This window comes from Streptomyces sp. NPDC047453 (assembly GCF_040643155.1).
Taxonomy (GTDB): Bacteria; Actinomycetota; Actinomycetes; order Streptomycetales; family Streptomycetaceae; genus Streptomyces.
Window position 1 is genome coordinate 91604 of record NZ_JBEYTS010000008.1, and the last position, 16095, is coordinate 107698.

At 72.9% G+C, this 16095-nt stretch carries 14 protein-coding genes; 4 read left to right on the forward strand and 10 right to left on the reverse strand.

The annotated features are described in order from the left end of the window. Nucleotides 1–19: 19 nt before the first annotated feature. The 4 genes from ABZ818_RS10440 to argC are packed head-to-tail and all read right to left on the reverse strand — an operon-like array spanning nt 20 to nt 4327. On the reverse strand, nt 20–1204 hold the full coding sequence (locus tag ABZ818_RS10440) for an acetylornithine transaminase (protein ID WP_361412885.1): 1185 nt from the start codon (nt 1202–1204) through the stop codon (nt 20–22). Between the two features lie 41 nt (nt 1205–1245). Continuing rightward, the gene (gene argB, locus ABZ818_RS10445) at nt 1246–2154 is read right to left on the reverse strand and encodes an acetylglutamate kinase (protein WP_361412801.1); all 909 of its coding nucleotides are present in this window, start codon (nt 2152–2154) and stop codon (nt 1246–1248) included. Further along, on the reverse strand, nt 2151–3302 hold the full coding sequence (argJ, locus tag ABZ818_RS10450; RefSeq protein ID WP_361412802.1) for a bifunctional glutamate N-acetyltransferase/amino-acid acetyltransferase ArgJ: 1152 nt from the start codon (nt 3300–3302) through the stop codon (nt 2151–2153). The genes argB and argJ overlap by 4 nt, the downstream gene beginning before the upstream one ends. After that, a complete protein-coding gene (gene argC, locus ABZ818_RS10455; RefSeq protein ID WP_361412803.1) occupies nt 3299–4327 on the reverse strand; it encodes an N-acetyl-gamma-glutamyl-phosphate reductase in 1029 nt (342 codons plus the stop codon). The genes argJ and argC overlap by 4 nt, the downstream gene beginning before the upstream one ends. An 88-nt stretch (nt 4328–4415) precedes the next feature. Here argC and ABZ818_RS10460 point away from each other — a divergent pair, with 88 nt between their 5' ends. Further along, the gene (locus ABZ818_RS10460) at nt 4416–4883 is read left to right on the forward strand and encodes a DUF6314 family protein (RefSeq protein WP_361412804.1); all 468 of its coding nucleotides are present in this window, start codon (nt 4416–4418) and stop codon (nt 4881–4883) included. Nucleotides 4884–4921: 38 nt separating this feature from the next. Here the strand turns inward: ABZ818_RS10460 and ABZ818_RS10465 are convergent, their stop codons facing one another. Next, nucleotides 4922–6367, reverse strand: a complete 1446-nt coding sequence (locus ABZ818_RS10465; RefSeq protein ID WP_361412805.1) for a PLP-dependent aminotransferase family protein — start codon at nt 6365–6367, stop codon at nt 4922–4924. Here ABZ818_RS10465 and ABZ818_RS10470 point away from each other — a divergent pair. Together ABZ818_RS10470 and ABZ818_RS10475 are read left to right on the forward strand one after the other, a co-directional pair. Beyond that, nucleotides 6366–7280, forward strand: a complete 915-nt coding sequence (locus tag ABZ818_RS10470) for a DMT family transporter (protein WP_361412806.1) — start codon at nt 6366–6368, stop codon at nt 7278–7280. The genes ABZ818_RS10465 and ABZ818_RS10470 overlap by 2 nt on opposite strands. A gap of 124 nt (nt 7281–7404) precedes the next feature. Then, complete coding sequence (locus ABZ818_RS10475) at nt 7405–7605, forward strand: DUF1918 domain-containing protein (RefSeq protein ID WP_141362616.1); 201 nt, start codon at nt 7405–7407, stop codon at nt 7603–7605. 1 nt (nt 7606) lies between these two features. Here ABZ818_RS10475 and ABZ818_RS10480 read toward each other — a convergent pair whose 3' ends face one another. Beyond that, entirely contained in the window at nt 7607–8860 is a 1254-nt protein-coding gene (locus ABZ818_RS10480) for a family 10 glycosylhydrolase (RefSeq protein ID WP_361412807.1), read from the reverse strand. A gap of 171 nt (nt 8861–9031) precedes the next feature. Here ABZ818_RS10480 and ABZ818_RS10485 point away from each other — a divergent pair, with 171 nt between their 5' ends. Further along, nucleotides 9032–9904 (forward strand): 3-hydroxybutyryl-CoA dehydrogenase, encoded by an 873-nt coding sequence (locus ABZ818_RS10485; RefSeq protein WP_361412808.1) that lies wholly within the window; start codon nt 9032–9034, stop codon nt 9902–9904. A gap of 110 nt (nt 9905–10014) precedes the next feature. Here ABZ818_RS10485 and ABZ818_RS10490 read toward each other — a convergent pair whose 3' ends face one another. The 4 genes from ABZ818_RS10490 to pheS all read right to left on the reverse strand — a co-directional run bounded on the left by ABZ818_RS10490 (nt 10015) and on the right by pheS (nt 16050). Beyond that, nucleotides 10015–10560, reverse strand: coding sequence for an NUDIX domain-containing protein (locus tag ABZ818_RS10490; protein ID WP_361412809.1), 546 nt, complete (start codon nt 10558–10560; stop codon nt 10015–10017). A 95-nt stretch (nt 10561–10655) separates the two neighbouring features. After that, on the reverse strand, nt 10656–11996 hold the full coding sequence (locus ABZ818_RS10495) for a transcriptional regulator (protein ID WP_361412810.1): 1341 nt from the start codon (nt 11994–11996) through the stop codon (nt 10656–10658). A gap of 419 nt (nt 11997–12415) precedes the next feature. Next, complete coding sequence (gene pheT, locus ABZ818_RS10500) at nt 12416–14929, reverse strand: phenylalanine--tRNA ligase subunit beta (RefSeq protein ID WP_361412811.1); 2514 nt, start codon at nt 14927–14929, stop codon at nt 12416–12418. Next, nucleotides 14929–16050 (reverse strand): phenylalanine--tRNA ligase subunit alpha, encoded by a 1122-nt coding sequence (pheS, locus tag ABZ818_RS10505; protein WP_361412812.1) that lies wholly within the window; start codon nt 16048–16050, stop codon nt 14929–14931. Before pheS ends, pheT begins: the two co-directional genes overlap by 1 nt. Between the last annotated feature and the right edge of the window lie 45 nt (nt 16051–16095).

The window sequence follows — 16095 nt, forward strand, 5'->3', positions numbered from 1 at the left end:
CGTCGTCTCAATCTCCGGATCATCCGTCCCCGTTTGCCACGTCCAGGACGCCGGGCAGCGCTCCGAGGAAGGCGTCCACCTCGTCGTCGCCGAGGTTCAGCGGCGGCATCAGCCGTACGACGTCGGGGGCGGGCGCGTTCACCAGGAAACCGGCCTCCTGAGCCGCCTGCTGCACCTGGGGCGCGCGCGGCTCGGTGAGCACGATACCCAGCAGCAGACCCGCGCCCCTGACGTGGGCGACCAGCGGGTGATCCAGTGACTCGATTCCCTCGCGCAGCTTCTCGCTCTGCCGCTTGACGTTCTCCAGCAGTCCCTCGCCCGCGATCGTGTCCAGGACGGCGAGTCCGGCGGCGCAGGCGACCGGGTTGCCGCCGAAGGTCGTACCGTGCTGACCGGGCTGGAGCAGGTCGGCGGCGCGCCCGAAGGCGACGGTGGCGCCGAGCGGCAGTCCGCCGCCCAGGCCCTTGGCGAGCGTGACGATGTCCGGCAGGACGCCCTCGTGGGCCTGGTACTCGAACCAGTGCCCGGTGCGCCCGACCCCGGTCTGCACCTCGTCGAGGACCAGCAGCGAACCGGTGGCCGCCGTGATCGCCCTGGCCGCCTTCAGATAGCCGGGCGGGGGCACCACGACCCCGTTCTCGCCCTGAACGGGCTCGATGACGACGAGGGCGGTCTCCTCGGTGACCGCGGCGGCCAGGGCCCGCGCGTCCCCGTAGGGCACGTGGGTGACCTCGCCGGGCAGCGGCAGGAACGGCTCCTGCTTGCCGGGCTGGCCGGTGAGCGCGAGGGCGCCCATCGTACGGCCGTGGAAGCCGCCCTCGGTGGCGACCATGTGCGGTCGCCCGGTCAGCCGGCCGATCTTGAAGGCGCCCTCGTTGGCCTCGGCGCCGGAGTTGCAGAAGAACACCTTGCCGTCCCGGCCGAAGAGCTGGAGCAGCCGTTCGGCCAGGGCGACGGGCGGTTCGGCGATGAACAGGTTGGAGACGTGGCCGAGGGAGGCGATCTGCCGTCCGACCGCCTCGACGACGGCGGGGTGGGCGTGGCCGAGCGCGTTGACCGCGATACCGCCGACGAAGTCGACGTACTCCCGGCCGTCGGCGTCCCACAGCTTCGCGCCCGCGCCGCGGACGAGGGCGAGCCGCGGGGTGCCGTAGTTGTTCATGAGCGCGCCCTGCCAGCGCGCGGCCAGTGCCTGGTTGCCCACGTCCTGATTGCTCGGGTCCTGGTGGCTCACGTCCTGGTTGCTCACGACTCCCCCTGTTCGTCCGGCACGACCATCGTGCCGATGCCCTCGTCGGTGAAGATCTCCAGCAGGATCGAGTGCTGGACCCGGCCGTCGATGACGCGGGCGGTGGTCACGCCGCCGCGCACCGCGTGCAGGCAGCCCCGCATCTTCGGCACCATGCCGGAGGACAGCTCCGGCAGCAGCTTCTCCAGCTCGCTCGCGGTCAGGCGGCTGATCACCTCGTCGGAGTTCGGCCAGTCCTCGTAGAGGCCCTCGACGTCGGTGAGGACCATGAGGGTCTCGGCGCCCAGTGCCGCCGCGAGTGCCGCGGCCGCCGTATCGGCATTGACGTTGTAGACGTGCCCGTCGTCCTCGGAGCGGGCGATCGAGGAGACGACCGGGATGCGCCCGTCGGCGAGCAGCGCCTCGATCGCGCCGGTGTCGATCGCGGTGATCTCGCCCACCCGCCCGATGTCGACCGGCTCGCCGTCGATCTCGGGGGTGTGCTTGGTGGCGGTGATGGTGTGCGCGTCCTCGCCGGTGAGGCCGACGGCGAACGGCCCGTGCTGGTTGAGCAGGCCCACCAGCTCCCGCTGCACCTGCCCGGCCAGCACCATCCGCACGACGTCCATGGCCTCCTCGGTGGTGACCCGCAGGCCCGCCCTGAACTCGCTGACGATGCCGTGCCGGTCGAGCGCCCGGCTGATCTGGGGGCCGCCGCCGTGCACGACGACGGGCCTGAGGCCGGCGTGCCGCAGGAAGACGACGTCCTGGGCGAAGGCGGCCTTCAGCTCCTCGTCCACCATGGCGTTGCCGCCGAACTTGATGACGACGATCTTGCCGTGGTGCCGGGTCAGCCAGGGCAGCGCCTCGACGAGGATCTTCGCCTTGGGGAGCGCGGTGTGTTTGCGAGTGATTCCGGAGCTCATGAGGAGTAAGCGCTGTTCTCGTGGACGTAGTCGGCGGTGAGGTCGTTGGTCCAGATGGTGGCGGTCTGGGCGCCGGCGGCGAGGTCGGCCACGATGTGGACCTCGCGGTAGCGCATGTCGACCTTCGCGCGGTCCTCGCCGACGCCGCCGTTCTTGCAGACCCAGACGCCGTTGATGGCGACGTTCAGCCGGTCGGGCTCGAAGGCGGCCCCGGTGGTGCCGATGGCGGACAGGACGCGGCCCCAGTTGGGGTCCTCGCCGTGGATGGCGCACTTGAGGAGGTTGTTGCGGGCGATGGAGCGGCCCACCTCCACGGCGTCCTCCTCGGTCGCGGCGCCCACCACCTCGACCTTGATGTCCTTGCTGGCGCCCTCGGCGTCCCGGATGAGCTGCTGCCCGAGGTCGTCGCACACCGCCCGTACGGCCTCGGCGAACTCCGCGTACCCCGGGGTGACCCCGGAGGCGCCGGAGGCGAGCAGCAGCACGGTGTCGTTGGTGGACATGCAGCCGTCGGAGTCGACCCGGTCGAAGGTGACCCTGGTGGCGGCGCGCAGCGCCTGGTCGAGCACGTCGGCCTCGAGGTCGGCGTCCGTGGTGAGGACCACGAGCATGGTGGCCAGGCCCGGGGCGAGCATGCCGGCGCCCTTGGCCATGCCGCCGACGGTCCAGCCGTCCTTGGTCACCACGGACGTCTTGTGGACGGTGTCGGTGGTCTTGATGGCGATGGCGGCCTTCTCTCCGCCGTGCTCGGAGAGCTGGGCGGCGGCCGTCTCGACGCCCGGCAGCAGCTTGTCCATGGGCAGCAGGACGCCGATCAGTCCGGTGGAGCAGACCGCGACCTCGATGGCGCCGACACCGAGCACGCCGGCGGCCTTCTCGGCGGTGGCGTGGGTGTCCTGGAAGCCCTTGGAGCCGGTGCAGGCGTTGGCGCCGCCGGAGTTGAGGACGACCGCGGAGAGCCTGCCGTCCTTGAGGACCTGCTCGGACCACTGCACCGGGGCGGCCTTGACGCGGTTGGAGGTGAAGACGCCCGCGGCGGCGCGGCGGGGCCCGGTGTTGACCACGAGGGCCAGGTCCGGGTTTCCGCTCTCCTTGATCCCGGCGGCGATACCCGTCGCCTGGAACCCCTTGGCTGCCGTCACGCTCACGGTGCGACTCCGATCGTGGAAAGTCCGAGCTCCTCGGGAAGTCCGAGGGCGATGTTCATGCTCTGCACCGCGCCGCCCGCGGTGCCCTTGGTCAGGTTGTCGATGGCGCTGATCGCGAGGACGCGGTGCGCGGCGGGGTCGTACGCCACCTGGATCTGTACGGCGTTGGAGCCGTACACGGAGGCGGTGGCGGGCCAGCGCCCCTCGGGGAGGAGGTGGACGAAGGGCTCGTCGGCGTAGGCCTTCTCGTACGCGGCGCGCACGGAGTCGGCGGTGACCCCGGGCCGGGCCTTGGCGCTGCACGTGGCGAGGATGCCGCGGGGCATCGGCGCGAGGGTGGGCGTGAAGGACACGGTGACGGGCTCCCCCGCCGCGGCGCTGAGGTTCTGGATCATCTCCGGGGTGTGCCGGTGCAGGCCGCCCACCCCGTAGGGGGACATGGATCCCATGACCTCGGAGCCGAGCAGGTGCGGCTTGGCCGCCTTGCCGGCGCCGGAGGTGCCGGAGGCGGCGACGATCACGGCCTCGTTCTCGGCGAGTCCGGCCGCGTAGGCCGGGAAGAGGGCGAGGGAGGCGGCCGTCGGGTAGCAGCCGGGCACCGCGATGCGCCTGGCCCCCGCCAGCGCGGCGCGGCCGCCGGGGAGTTCGGGGAGGCCGTAGGGCCAGGTGCCGGCGTGCGGGGAGCCGTAGAAGCGCTCCCAGTCGGCGGGGTCCTTCAGCCGGAAGTCGGCGCCCATGTCGATGACGAGGACGTCGGGGCCCAGTCGCTCGGCGACGGCGGCGGACCGGCCGTGCGGCAGGGCGAGGAAGACGACGTCGTGCCCGGCGAGGACGTCGGGGGTGGTCTCCTCCAGGACGCGATCGGCGAGGGGCAGCAGGTGCGGCTGCAAGGCGCCGAGCCGCTCTCCGGCGTTGGAGTTCCCGGTCAGGGCGCCGATCTCGGCCTCGGGGTGCGCCAGGAGCAGGCGCAGCGCTTCTCCGCCCGCGTATCCACTCGCTCCGGCGACCGCCACACGTACAGCCATGAACCCTCCTCCTCCTCGATGGCATGACTATACGTATTCCTGCACGTTTATGCAACGGAATCGAGACCGGTCGTCGTACGGTGAGCGGGTGGAAAAGGGCGAGCGGGCGGTGGAGGACCGGTTCCTGCCGGTGCCGGACGTGCTGGCGTACCTGGCCGGGAACTGGCGGGTCCGGCGGTCGGTGCGGGACCTGGCGGGCGGCGGGACGGGGAAGTTCACCGGTACGACGGCCTTCGGCGCCCTGGACGGCGGCGGGCTGCTGCACCGGGAGTGCGGCACGTTCGTCTGGCAGGGGGTGGCCCGGCCCGCCGAGCGGACGCTGCGCTTTCTGCCCGGAAGCGTGCCGGGCACGGCCGACGTGCGCTTCGCGGACGGACGGCCCTTCCACGATCTGGACCTGCGCTCCGGGCGGCACCTGGCCGGGCATCCGTGCGCGGCGGATCTCTACCGGGGCGAGTTCACCGTCCGGGACGCCGGGCACTGGCGCACGGTGTGGCGCGTGGCCGGCCCCGCGAAGGACCTGCTGCTGACGACGGACTACACGCGCGAGGACTGAACTCCCTGTTCCCCGCGGCCGGTTCCCCTGCCCGAGCGTCAGGGCAGCGCCTCCGCGCAGGCCGTCCGCAGGCGGCGCACGCCCTCGGCGATCTCCGCCGTGCCGCCGACCGCGGCGAAGCTCAACCGCATGTGGGCGGCCGGGGGTTCGGCGCTGAAGTACGGGCGGCCGGGAGTGAGCGCGACACCCGCGCGCAGGGCGGCGGCGGTCAGGGCGGCCTCGTCCGTTCCGTCGGGCAGGCGCGGCCACAGGTGGTAGCCGCCGGACGGGACGTGCGGCAGGGCGAGTTCGGGAAGGTGCTCCCGCAGCGCGGTGGTCAGCGCGTCCCGACGGCTCTTCAACTCGGCGGCGAGCGCGCGCAGATGGCGCGGCCAGGCGGGTGAGCCGACCAGTTCGAGGGCGGCCTCCTGCAACGGCCGCGGCACGAAGAACGTGTCCACGACCTGGATGGCGCGCAGCCGTTCCAGCACCGGGCCGCGCGCGACCAGCGCGCTCACCCGGAAGCTGGGCGAGGTGGCCTTGGTCAGCGAGCCGACGTGCACCACGACCCCGTCCGGGTCGCCGGCGACGAGCGGGGGCGGCAGGGTGCCGGCGTCCTCGTGCGCGAGCCGCCGTACGAAGTCGTCCTCGACGACGAAGGCGCCGGCCTCGCGGGCCGTCCGCAGCACCCGCGCGCGCCGGTCGGGGGCGAGGACGGCGCCGGTGGGGTTCTGGAACAGGGGCTGGCAGACGAACACGCGGGCGCCGGTGGCCCGGAACGCGTCGGCAAGCAGTTCCGGCCTCACCCCGTCCGCGTCGACGGGCACGGGTACGGGCCGCAGCCCGGAGGACCGGGCGATGGCCAGCATGCCGGGATAGGTGGGCGACTCGACCAGCACCGGAGCGCCGGGCGGGGCCAGGGCACGCAGGGCGGTGGTCAGCGCGGACTGACCGCCCGCGGCGATCAGGACCTCGGCGGCGGTGACGGTCCCGGCCGGTCCGCCGATGTCCCGCGCGAACCACTCGCGCAGTTCCGGCAGCCCCTCCAGCGGCGGCCGCCCCCACGCACCGGGACGGCGTCCGGCCCGGGACAGCGCGGCGGCCATGGCCCGCTCGGGCTGCAACGAGGGGTGCAGGTAGCCGCCGTTGAACTCGATCACGCCCGGCGGCGGGGCGGCCAGCGAGATCGTGACGCCGGAGGCGTCCACCGTGCGCGGTACGAGGTCGGCGGCGCCGTCCGCGCTGAGCGCGACCTCCTGCCAGGAGGTGTCGCCGGCGGGAGCGGCCGTCGCGCGCGCCGGGGCGCGGAAGGCGCCGGCGCCGGGACGGGTGACCACCAGGCCCTCGGCCGCCAGCTGCGACAGGGCCCGCGAGACGGTCACCGGACTGACCCGGTACCGCTCGACGAGGACCCGGCTCGACGGGAGCTTTCCGCCAGGTGAGTAGCGGTCCAGCTCCCTCCGCAGGCATTTTGCCAGTTCGGCGACGCTGCTACGCTGTTGCATGAGAGTACAGAGTAGCGCTACCGCACCGACACCGATAGCGGTGGACGCCCCGGCCCACCCGCGCGCCGGCATCCTTCAGGCGGCCCTCGGCGTGGTCGCCTTCTCCCTGACCTTCCCGGCCACCGCCTGGGGCCTGGAGGGCTTCGGACCCTGGTCCCTGGTGGCCGTGCGCAGTGTGCTCGCCGCCGTCCTCGCGGGCGGCTGCCTGCTGGCGCTGCGCGTACCGCCGCCCGCACGCCGGCACTGGCCCGGCCTCGCGGTCGTGGCCGCCGGAGTGGTCCTCGGCTTCCCGCTGCTCACCACGCTCGCCCTGGAGACCTCCACCACCGCGCACGCCGCCGTCGTCGTGGGCCTGCTGCCGCTCACCACGGCGCTGCTCTCCGCGCTGCGCTTCGGCATCCGCCCCTCGCGCACGTTCTGGACGGCGGCGCTGGCGGGCGCGGCGGCCGTGGTGGCCTTCACCGTGCAGCAGAGCGGCGGTGCGCTGACCACCGCCGACGCCTACCTGTTCGGCGCCCTGCTCGTGTGCGCCGCCGGCTACACCGAGGGCGGCCGGCTGGCCCGCGTGATGCCGGGCTGGCAGGTCATCGGCTGGGCGCTGGTGGTGTGCCTGCCGCTCACCGCGCCCGCGGCCGCGCTCGCGCTGACGCACGAGCCCGTGCACCTGGGCGTCCACAGCGTGACCGGGCTGCTCTGGGTCGCGGCGGGCTCGCAGTTCCTCGGGCTGGTCGTCTGGTACCGGGGCATGGCCGCCGTCGGCATCCCCAGGGCGAGCCAGTTGCAGTTGGCCCAACCCCTGCTCACACTGGTGTGGTCGGTGCTGCTGCTCGGCGAGCACCTCACTGCGGCCGCCCCCGTGACGGCCGTAGCCGTGCTCGTCTGCATCGCCGTCACCCAGCGGGCGCGCGGCTGACCGGCGCTCACACCGGTGCCGACCGCACACCGGCCCGGCGCTCACCGGTTCCAGTCGCGCTCCGCACCCGTAGACTCGGAAGTCGAGGACCGCTGCTCCCGCACATGGTGAGGAGGCCCCGCAGATGCGCGCAACCGTGGGCGACCAGCTCGTCCAACACGGCAGGGTGGTCGGTCAGCACGACCAGATCAGCGAAATCGTCGAGGTCATGGGCACGGAGGGCAACCCGCCGTACCGCGTCCGTTTCCCGGACGGGCACGAGGCCGTCATGTCACCGGGCCCCGACTGCCAGGTCCGCCACAAGAAGGAGCACGAACACCACTGAGTCAGCGCGGGGGTCTCGCCGGCCGGCGGTAGTGGTCGGCGACGACCCGCGCCATGGCCCCCGACGGGTCGGCAGCCACCTCCTTCGCGGCGAAGAAGACGTGCCCGCGTACTTCCGGGTGCGCGGCCGCGAGGGTGAGGTGACGGGACAGTTCGTCGGGCTGCTGCCAGGCCGCGCCCTGCGCGGGGTCGCCGGCCTTGTAGAGCGCCTCCCCCACGTACAGCCGCGTACGGCTGCCCCGCGCCACCTCGGCCCACCAGGGCAGCAGGGCGGCGTAGTCGGCGGTGGCGAAGCCGACGGCCCAGTACAGCTGCGGGACGACGTAGTCGATCCAGCCCTCCATGACCCACTTGCGCGTGTCCGCGTACAGGTTGTCGTACGTCTGCACGCCGGCCCGGGTGTCCGAGCCGCGCGGGTCGGTCGAGGCGTTGCGCCACACCCCGAAGGGGCTGATCCCGAACCGGGTGCCCGGGCGGGTGACGGCGATGGCCGCGGCCGTCTCGCGGATCAGCCGGTCGACGTTGTCGCGCCGCCAGTCGGCCCGGCCGGCGAAGGCGCCGCCGTACCGGTGGTGGGCGGCGTCGTCGTCGAAGGTCTGGCCGGCGACCGGATAGGGGTAGAAGTAGTCGTCGAAATGGACGCCGTCCACCGGGTACCGGGACACCGCGTCGAGCATCGCCTGCCGCACGAAGCACCGGACCTCCGGCAGTCCGGGGTTGTAGTAGAGACACCCGCCGTACCGCACCACCCAGTCGGGGTGCCTGCGGGCCGGATGGGAGGCGGCCAGCAGGGCCGGGTCGTCGTGCAGGGCGACCCGGTAGGGGTTGAACCAGGCGTGCAGCCGCAGTCCGCGGGCGTGCGCCTCCGCCACGGCCGTGCCCAGCGGATCCCAGCCGGGGTCCCTGCCCTGCGTGCCGGTGAGGAACTGCGACCACGGCTCGTGGGGCGAGGGCCACAGCGCGTCGGCCGACGGGCGCACCTGGAGGAACACCGTGTTGAGCCGGCGGCGCACCGCCACGTCGAGCAGGGCGGCCAGCTCACCGCGCTGCCGGGCCGCGCTCAGCCCGGTGCGTGAGGGCCAGTCGCGGTTGCGCACGGTCGCCAGCCACATGCCGCGCATCTCGCTGACCGCGGCGCGGCCCCACCGGTCCGTGCCGGTGCCGCCCGTCGCGGTGGCCGCGTCGCCGGTCATCGCCAGGGTCGACAGCGCCGCCATGGTGAACGACCGTCGTGTCACCCGTGCCGCTCGGGCCATCCGGGCACTCCCAGTACGCCGTGGATCCGCACGGTCACGGATCGTTCTCCTGCTCAGGATGCCCGACCCGGGCAACCGATCACGGTCACTACGGGGGTAACGTGCACGATCGGAGCAGGCACCGCACAACGGGCCGCCTGCCACAGCCGTAGGAACTGCGAAAGGGACGATGTGACCGGCATTTCGGGAGACATTGCACGCGTCGGAGTGGTGGGCTGCGGCCAGATGGGTGCGGGCATCGCCGAGGTGTGCGCCCGGGCCGGCCTGGAGGTGAAAGTCGCCGAGACCACCGGCGAGGCCCTGGAGATAGGCCGTACCCGGCTGTTCAACTCCCTGGCCAAGGCGGCCGAGCGCGGCAAGATCAGCGAGGCGGAGCGGGACGCGACGCAGGCCCGGCTGAGCTTCACCACCGACCTCGGCGAGTTCTCCGACCGCGACCTGGTGATCGAGGCCGTGGTGGAGAACGAGCAGGTCAAGACCGAGATCTTCCAGGTCCTGGACCAGGTGGTGACCCGGCCGGACGCGATCCTGGCCTCCAACACCTCCTCCATCCCGCTGGTGAGGCTGGCGGTCGCCACCGCGCGGCCCGACCAGGTGATCGGCATCCACTTCTTCAACCCCGCCCCGGTGCAGCAGCTGGTCGAGCTGATCCCGGCGCTCACCACCTCCGAGGGCACGCTGAGCCGGGCGCAGCTGTTCACCGAGAAGGTGCTCGGCAAGCACGCGATCCGCGCCCAGGACCGCTCGGGCTTCGTGGTGAACGCGCTGCTGATCCCCTACCTGCTCTCGGCGATCCGGATGTTCGAGTCGGGCATCGCCAGCCGCGAGGACATCGACAACGGCATGGAGCTGGGCTGCGCCCACCCGATGGGCCCGCTGAAGCTGTCCGACCTGATCGGTCTGGACACGGTGGCCTCGGTCGCCCACTCCATGTACGAGGAGTACAAGGAGCCGCTGTACGCCGCTCCCCCTCTGCTCCAGCGCATGGTGGACGCCGGCCGGCTCGGCCGGAAGTCCGGCTCCGGCTTCTACACCTACGGCTGACCACGAAGAGCGACGGTCAGCGGGCCCGGCACCGAGGTGGTGCCGGGCCCGTGTCGTTCACAGGCCTGGTGGGCCCTGCCCGGCCGGCACGGAACCTGCCCGGCTGCCCGTCAGGGCAGGGTGTCCTGGCCCAGCCTGAGGTGGTGCAGGAGCAGCAACGCGGCCGCCATGTTGGCGGCCGGGACCTCGCCGCGGGCGACCAGGTCGGGAACGATCTTGAGGGGGACCCATTCCCGGCGGTCGGACTCGAAGTCGTCCGCCGGGTGTCCGACGTACTCGCCCTCGTCCGACCAGTAGATGTGGTGCCGGGCGTCGGTGAGTCCGTTGGACGGCTCCACGCTCATGAGGTGACGCAGGGGTCCTGGCCGCCAGCCGGTCTCCTCCTCCAGTTCCCTGGCGGCGGCGGCCGCGACGTCCTCGCCGTCCTCCACGACGCCCGCCGCGAGCTCCCAGCCCCAGCTGTCGGTGATGAAGCGGTGGCGCCACAGGAGGAGGACCTCACCCGCCTCGTTCACCACCGTGGCCACGGCGACGGGCCGCAGCCGTATCAGGAAGTGGTCGAGGTGCCGGCCGTCCGGCAGCTCGACATCCGCGAGGTTGACGGTGAACCAGCGGTTTGCGTACACAGTTTGTTCGTTCTGTTTCGTCCACTGCACGGTTCTGCCACCTTCCGTCGGGTCAGTGGCAATATCGCAGCCGGAACGGTCCCGCAGCAGGCGCACGGCGAGCCGCCAGGAGCACCGCGCCGCGGTCACAGCGGTACGCGCAGGGCCCCGTCGATCAGTTCGGCCGCCTCGGCCGTGCCGGCGCCGCCGCTGCGCACCAGGTGCTCGCGCACCGCACGCAGTCTGTCCCGCAGCCGCTGCGACTCCATCCCACGGGCCTGTTCGGCCATCCGCACGGCCGTGGCCACCGCCTTGTCGGTGTTGCCCCGGCGCAGTTGGATCGTGCTGAGCATGGCCAGCCGGTGCACCCTGCCCCGGTCGTGCGCGGGGTTGTCCACGGCGGCCGCGGCGTGCTCCTCGGCGGCGGCCAGTTCGCCGAGGCTGAGCAAGGCCTCCGCCACCTGCACGTTGACCAGGCCCGGTTGGACGTAGCCCGTCTCGTCGGGTTCGTACCCGCGCCGGATGCGTTCTGCCGCGGACTCGGCGCGCCCGATGCAGCCCAGGGCGCTCGTGCCGTCGCCGAGGTGGGCGTAGGCCTTGGCCTGCATCGCGTACAGGTCGGAGGCGAGCGCGGGGGTGATGTGCTGGCCGGCGGCGCGCAGGGCGGCCTCGGCGAAGGCGACGGCCTGGCGGTACTCCCGCATGAACAGCGACTGGTTGACCAGCAGCGCGATCACATACGCGCCAAGTCCCCGGTCCCCGCTGGCCTTGGCGAGCCTGAGCGCCTGGTGGAAGTAGCGCTGGGCCAGGCCGTGCGCGTCGGAGTCGTAGGCGCAGATGCCCACGATCGCCACCAAGGCGCCGGTGGCGCGGTGCAGTTGGCGGCCGGTGGCGTCGGTGTAGTTGCCCCGCAGCAGCGGGGCGGCCTCGGCGTTGAGGAAGCCCACGACACGGCCGCGGGTCGCGACGCCGCCGGCCTTGCGGTACATCTGCTCGTAGTGCGTGCGGGCGGCGCGCAGCATCTCGATGTCCAACGAGGTGACCCGGTGCCGGCCACCGCGGGAGACGTCCACGTCCTCGGGCGGGTTCTCCCACTCCCACACGGGCATGACGGCGGGCGTGCCGGTCACGGCGGGGGCTCCGAGGAGGTGCGGGCGCTGCTGCTCGTCGGACCGCCACAGGGCGGTGGCGCGTTCGACGAACCCGGACAGCGAGGTGCCGTGCGGCGCGGAGGGCTCGCCGGGCACGCCGAGGCCGATGTCGTCGAGCGTGACCGGCCGGTGCAGCCGGACCGCCAGTACCTCGCAGATCAGGTCGGGCACCTGGCCGCGCGGCCGCTGGCCCTTCAACCACCGGGCCACGGCGGTGTGTTCGTACCGGAGCGTGAGTCCGCGGGCCCGCCCCGCCTGGTTGACGTGCGCTGCCAGGCCCGCGTGCGAGATCCCGGCCTCGTCCAGGATCGCGTCGAGCAGTGTGTTGGGCTGCATGAGTGCCCCCCGGTGGCTCGGTGGCGACAGCGTAGTGCGTTCGCCTTCACACGGGGTGTGAACGGAGCACGCGCATCCGCGCTGTACGCGCGCTGTCGCGGAGAGTCCCCACCCGGTTGACTGAACCGCCTCCTCCAAGAGGCCGTCCGGGCCGCCGGCTCCCCCTCAACAAAACACGGCGGCCCGGCACGGCGACGCTCCGCAAGGTGGCCGGCCCTGTCGACCCAGGCGGACTCGAGAAGGGACGCGGGGAACCGCGCGACCGGCCACCGGCCACCCGCAGCCGACAACGGACCCGCTCCACCGATGGCCCACCTTGTCGACCGAGGCCGGCTCAAAAAGGGGCGCGGGGAACCGCGCGACCGGCCACCGACTGCCCGCAGACGGCAACGGACTCGCAGTTCCCCGCACTTCACCGGCTAGCTGCGCAGCTCCGCCCCCGTGCGCTCAGCGGCCAGCGCCACCGCCGCGTCGCGGGCGGCGGACGCCTCGTCCACGGTCAGCGTGCGGTCCGGCGCGCGGAAGCGCAGCGCGTAGGCGAGGGACTTGCGGCCCTCGCCGAGCTGCTCGGCGTTCTCGTAGAGGTCGAACAGCCGGATGGACTCCAGGAGTTCACCGGCACCCTCGCGCAGCGCGGCCTCGACGTCGGCGGCCGGGACCGGCTTGTCGACGACGAGGGCGACGTCCTGCGTGGCGACCGGGAACGTGGAGATGCCCGGCGCCTGCGGGGTGTCGTCGCCGACCTGCTCCAGCACGTCCAGGTTCAGCTCCATCGCGCAGGTGCGCTCGGGCAGGCCCAGTGCCTTGACCACGCGCGGGTGCAGTTCGCCCGCGTGGCCCACGACCCGCTCGGTGCCGTCCACGACGACCGCGAACTCGGCGCAGCGGCCCGGGTGCCACGGTCCGTACTGGCCCTTGCGGACGATCAGTTCGGCCCCGGTCTCGCGGGCCGCGGTCCGCGCGGCCTCGACCGCGTCGGCCCAGTCGGCCGGGCGGCCCTTGCCCCACCAGCCGGTCTGCTCACGGGCGCCCGCGAGGACCACGGCCACATGGCGCGGCTGCTCGGGCAGCGCCGCGTTCAGCTCCGCGATCTCCTCGTCGGTGGGACGCCGGTCGACGGGCGGCTGGGCCGCGACCCGCTGCTCCTCGCGCGGGTGGAAGACCAGGCCGGTCTCGAACAGGGCGAGATCGTGGCTGCCGCGGCCGTCGTTGCGGCGCAGCGCGCCGAGCAGGCCCGGCAGCAGCGTGGTGCGCAGCACGGGCTCCTCGTCGCTGAGCGGGTTGACCAGCCGGACCACGCGGCGCGCGGGGTCGCCGGGCTCCAGGCCGAGCTGGTCGAAGACCTGCTCGCCGACGAACGGGTAGGTCGGCGCCTCGACGTAGCCCGCGCCGGCCAGCGCGCGGCCGACCCGGCGGTGCAGCCGCTGGCGGTGGGTGAGGCCGCGGCCCGAGGGGAGCCTGGGCAGCGTGGAGGGCAGGTTCTCGTAGCCCTCCAGGCGGATGACCTCTTCGGCCAGGTCGTTGGGGTCCGTCAGGTCGGGCCGCCAGGACGGGACGGTGACCGTCAGGTCGTCCTGCCCCTCCACCTGGCAGCCGATCTGCTGGAGCCGGCGGACGACGGCCTCACGGCCGTAGACGACGCCCGCGACCTTGTCCGGGTGGTCGGCCGGCACGGTGATCGTGCGCGGAGCCGCGGGCGCGGCGACCTCGGTGACACCGGCGTCGGCCGTGCCGCCCGCGAGCAGGACCAGCAGGTCCACCGTGCGCTGGGCCGCGGCGGAGGCGGCCTGGGGGTCGACGCCCCGCTCGAAGCGGCGGGAGGCCTCCGAGGACAGCTTGTGGCGACGGGCGGTGCGCGCGATGGAGACCTGGTCGAAGTGGGCGGCCTCGATGACGACCTCGGTGGTCGCGTTCTCCGTGTCCTCGTGGTCGGCGATCTCGGTGTTGGCACCGCCCATGACGCCGGCGAGGCCGATGGGGCCACGCTCGTCGGTGATGACCAGGTCCTCGGCGTGCAGCGTGCGCTTGACGCCGTCGAGGGTGGTGAACTTCTCGCCCTCCTCGGCCCGGCGCACGCCGATCGTGCCCTGGACCAGCTTGCGGTCGTAGGCGTGCAGCGGCTGGCCGAGCTCCAGCATCACGTAGTTGGTGATGTCGACGGCGAGCGAGATCGGGCGCATCCCGGCCTTCTGGAGGCGGCGCTGGAGCCAGATCGGGGAGCGCGCCTCGGGGTCGAGGCCGGAGACGGTGCGCGCGGCGAAGCGGTCGCAGCCGTACGGCTCGTCGATCCGCACGGCGTAGCCGAACGCGTTCGGCGCCGGTACGTCGAGCAGGGCGGGGTCGCGCAGCGGCAGGCCGTAGGCGATGGCGGTCTCGCGGGCGACGCCGCGCAGGGACAGGCAGTCGCCGCGGTTGGCGGTGACGGCGATGTCGAGGACCTCGTCGACCAGCTCCAGCAGCTCGATGGCGTCCTTGCCGACCTCGGTCTCGGGCGGCAGCACGATGATGCCCTGGCTGCCGTCGTCGCCCATGCCCAGCTCGTCGCTGGAGCAGATCATGCCGTGGGAGGTCTTGCCGTAGGTCTTGCGGGCGCTGATCGCGAAGCCGCCGGGCAGCACGGCGCCCGGGAGGACCACGACGACCTTGTCGCCGACGGCGAAGTTGCGGGCGCCGCAGACGATCTCCTGCGGCTCGCCGGTGCCGTTGGCCTGGCCGACGTCGACGGTGCAGAAGCGGATCGGCTTCTTGAAGCCCTCCAGCTCCTCGATGGTCAGCACCCGGCCGACGGCGAGCGGCCCCTTGAGGTCGGCGCCGAGCTGTTCGACGGTCTCGACCTCGAGGCCGGCCGAAATGAGCTTGGCCTGGACGTCGCGCCCGGTCTCCGTCGCCGGCAGGTCGACGTACTCCCGCAGCCAAGAAAGCGGGATCCGCATCAGATCTCCATCCCGAACGGCCGGGTGAACCGGACGTCACCCTCGACCATGTCTCGCATGTCTTCGACGTTGTGGCGGAACATCAGCATCCGCTCGATGCCGAACCCGAAGGCGAAGCCGCTGTACCTCTCCGGGTCGACACCGCATGCGGTGAGCACCCGCGGGTTGACCATGCCGCAGCCGCCGAGTTCGATCCAGCCCTCGGAGGAGCAGGTGCGGCAGGGCCGGTCGGGGTTGCCGACGGACTCGCCGCGGCAGACATAGCACACCATGTCCATCTCGGCGGACGGCTCGGTGAAGGGGAAGAAGTTCGGCCGCAGCCGGGTCTTCATGCCCTCGCCGAACAGGGACTGCACCATGTGGTCCAGGGTGCCCTTGAGGTCGGCCATGGTCAGGCCCTCGTCCACGGCGAGCAGCTCGACCTGGTTGAAGACGGGCGTGTGGGTGGCGTCCAGCTCGTCGGTGCGGTAGACGCGGCCGGGGCAGATCACGTAGACCGGCAGCTCGCGTTCGAGCAGGGAGCGGATCTGCACCGGCGAGGTGTGGGTGCGCAGGACGACACCGGACTCGCTGCCGCCTTCGGGGCCCTGCACGAAGAAGGTGTCGGCCTCGCCGCGGGCCGGGTGGTCCGGGCCGATGTTCAGGGCGTCGAAGTTGAACCACTCGGCCTCGGCCTGCGGGCCCTCGGCGACCTCGTAGCCCATGGCCACGAAGACGTCCTCGATGCGCTCCGAGAGCGTGGTCAGCGGGTGGCGGGCGCCGGCCGGTACGCGGTCGTACGGCAGCGTGACGTCGACGTCCTCCTCCACCAGCACGCGGGCGTCCCGCTCGGCCTCCAGTTCAACCTGGCGGGCGGCGAGCGCCTTGTTGACGGCGCCGCGGGCCATGCCGACGCGCTTGCCGGCGTCGGCCTTGGCGTGCGGGGGCAGGGCGCCGATCTCGCGGTTGGCGAGGGAGAGCGGGGAGGCGGGGCCGGTGTGGGCGACCTTGGCCTCGTGGAGCGCGTCGAGGGAGTCCGCGGCGGCGAAGGCGGCGAGCGCCTCGTCCCGCATGCGCTCGATCTCTTCCGGTTTCAACGCCTCGACCTCGACAGGGTCGTACGACTTATTGGGTGCCGACATCTCTTCCCGTGCTTCCGATTGGCTGGCTGGAGGTCCCCGTCACCG

Excerpts from the sequence above, each read along its gene's own strand:
- argB (WP_361412801.1), bottom strand. The coding sequence starts at position 2,154 with ATGAGCTCCGGAATCACTCGCAAACACACCGCGCTCCCCAAGGCGAAG.
- argC (WP_361412803.1), bottom strand. The coding sequence starts at position 4,327 with ATGGCTGTACGTGTGGCGGTCGCCGGAGCGAGTGGATACGCGGGCGGA.
- ABZ818_RS10470 (WP_361412806.1), top strand. The coding sequence starts at position 6,366 with ATGAGAGTACAGAGTAGCGCTACCGCACCGACACCGATAGCGGTGGAC.
- ABZ818_RS10465 (WP_361412805.1), bottom strand. The coding sequence starts at position 6,367 with ATGCAACAGCGTAGCAGCGTCGCCGAACTGGCAAAATGCCTGCGGAGG.
- ABZ818_RS10475 (WP_141362616.1), top strand. The coding sequence starts at position 7,405 with ATGCGCGCAACCGTGGGCGACCAGCTCGTCCAACACGGCAGGGTGGTC.
- ABZ818_RS10480 (WP_361412807.1), bottom strand. The coding sequence starts at position 8,860 with ATGGCCCGAGCGGCACGGGTGACACGACGGTCGTTCACCATGGCGGCG.
- ABZ818_RS10495 (WP_361412810.1), bottom strand. The coding sequence starts at position 11,996 with ATGCAGCCCAACACACTGCTCGACGCGATCCTGGACGAGGCCGGGATC.
- pheT (WP_361412811.1), bottom strand. The coding sequence starts at position 14,929 with ATGCGGATCCCGCTTTCTTGGCTGCGGGAGTACGTCGACCTGCCGGCG.
- pheS (WP_361412812.1), bottom strand. The coding sequence starts at position 16,050 with ATGTCGGCACCCAATAAGTCGTACGACCCTGTCGAGGTCGAGGCGTTG.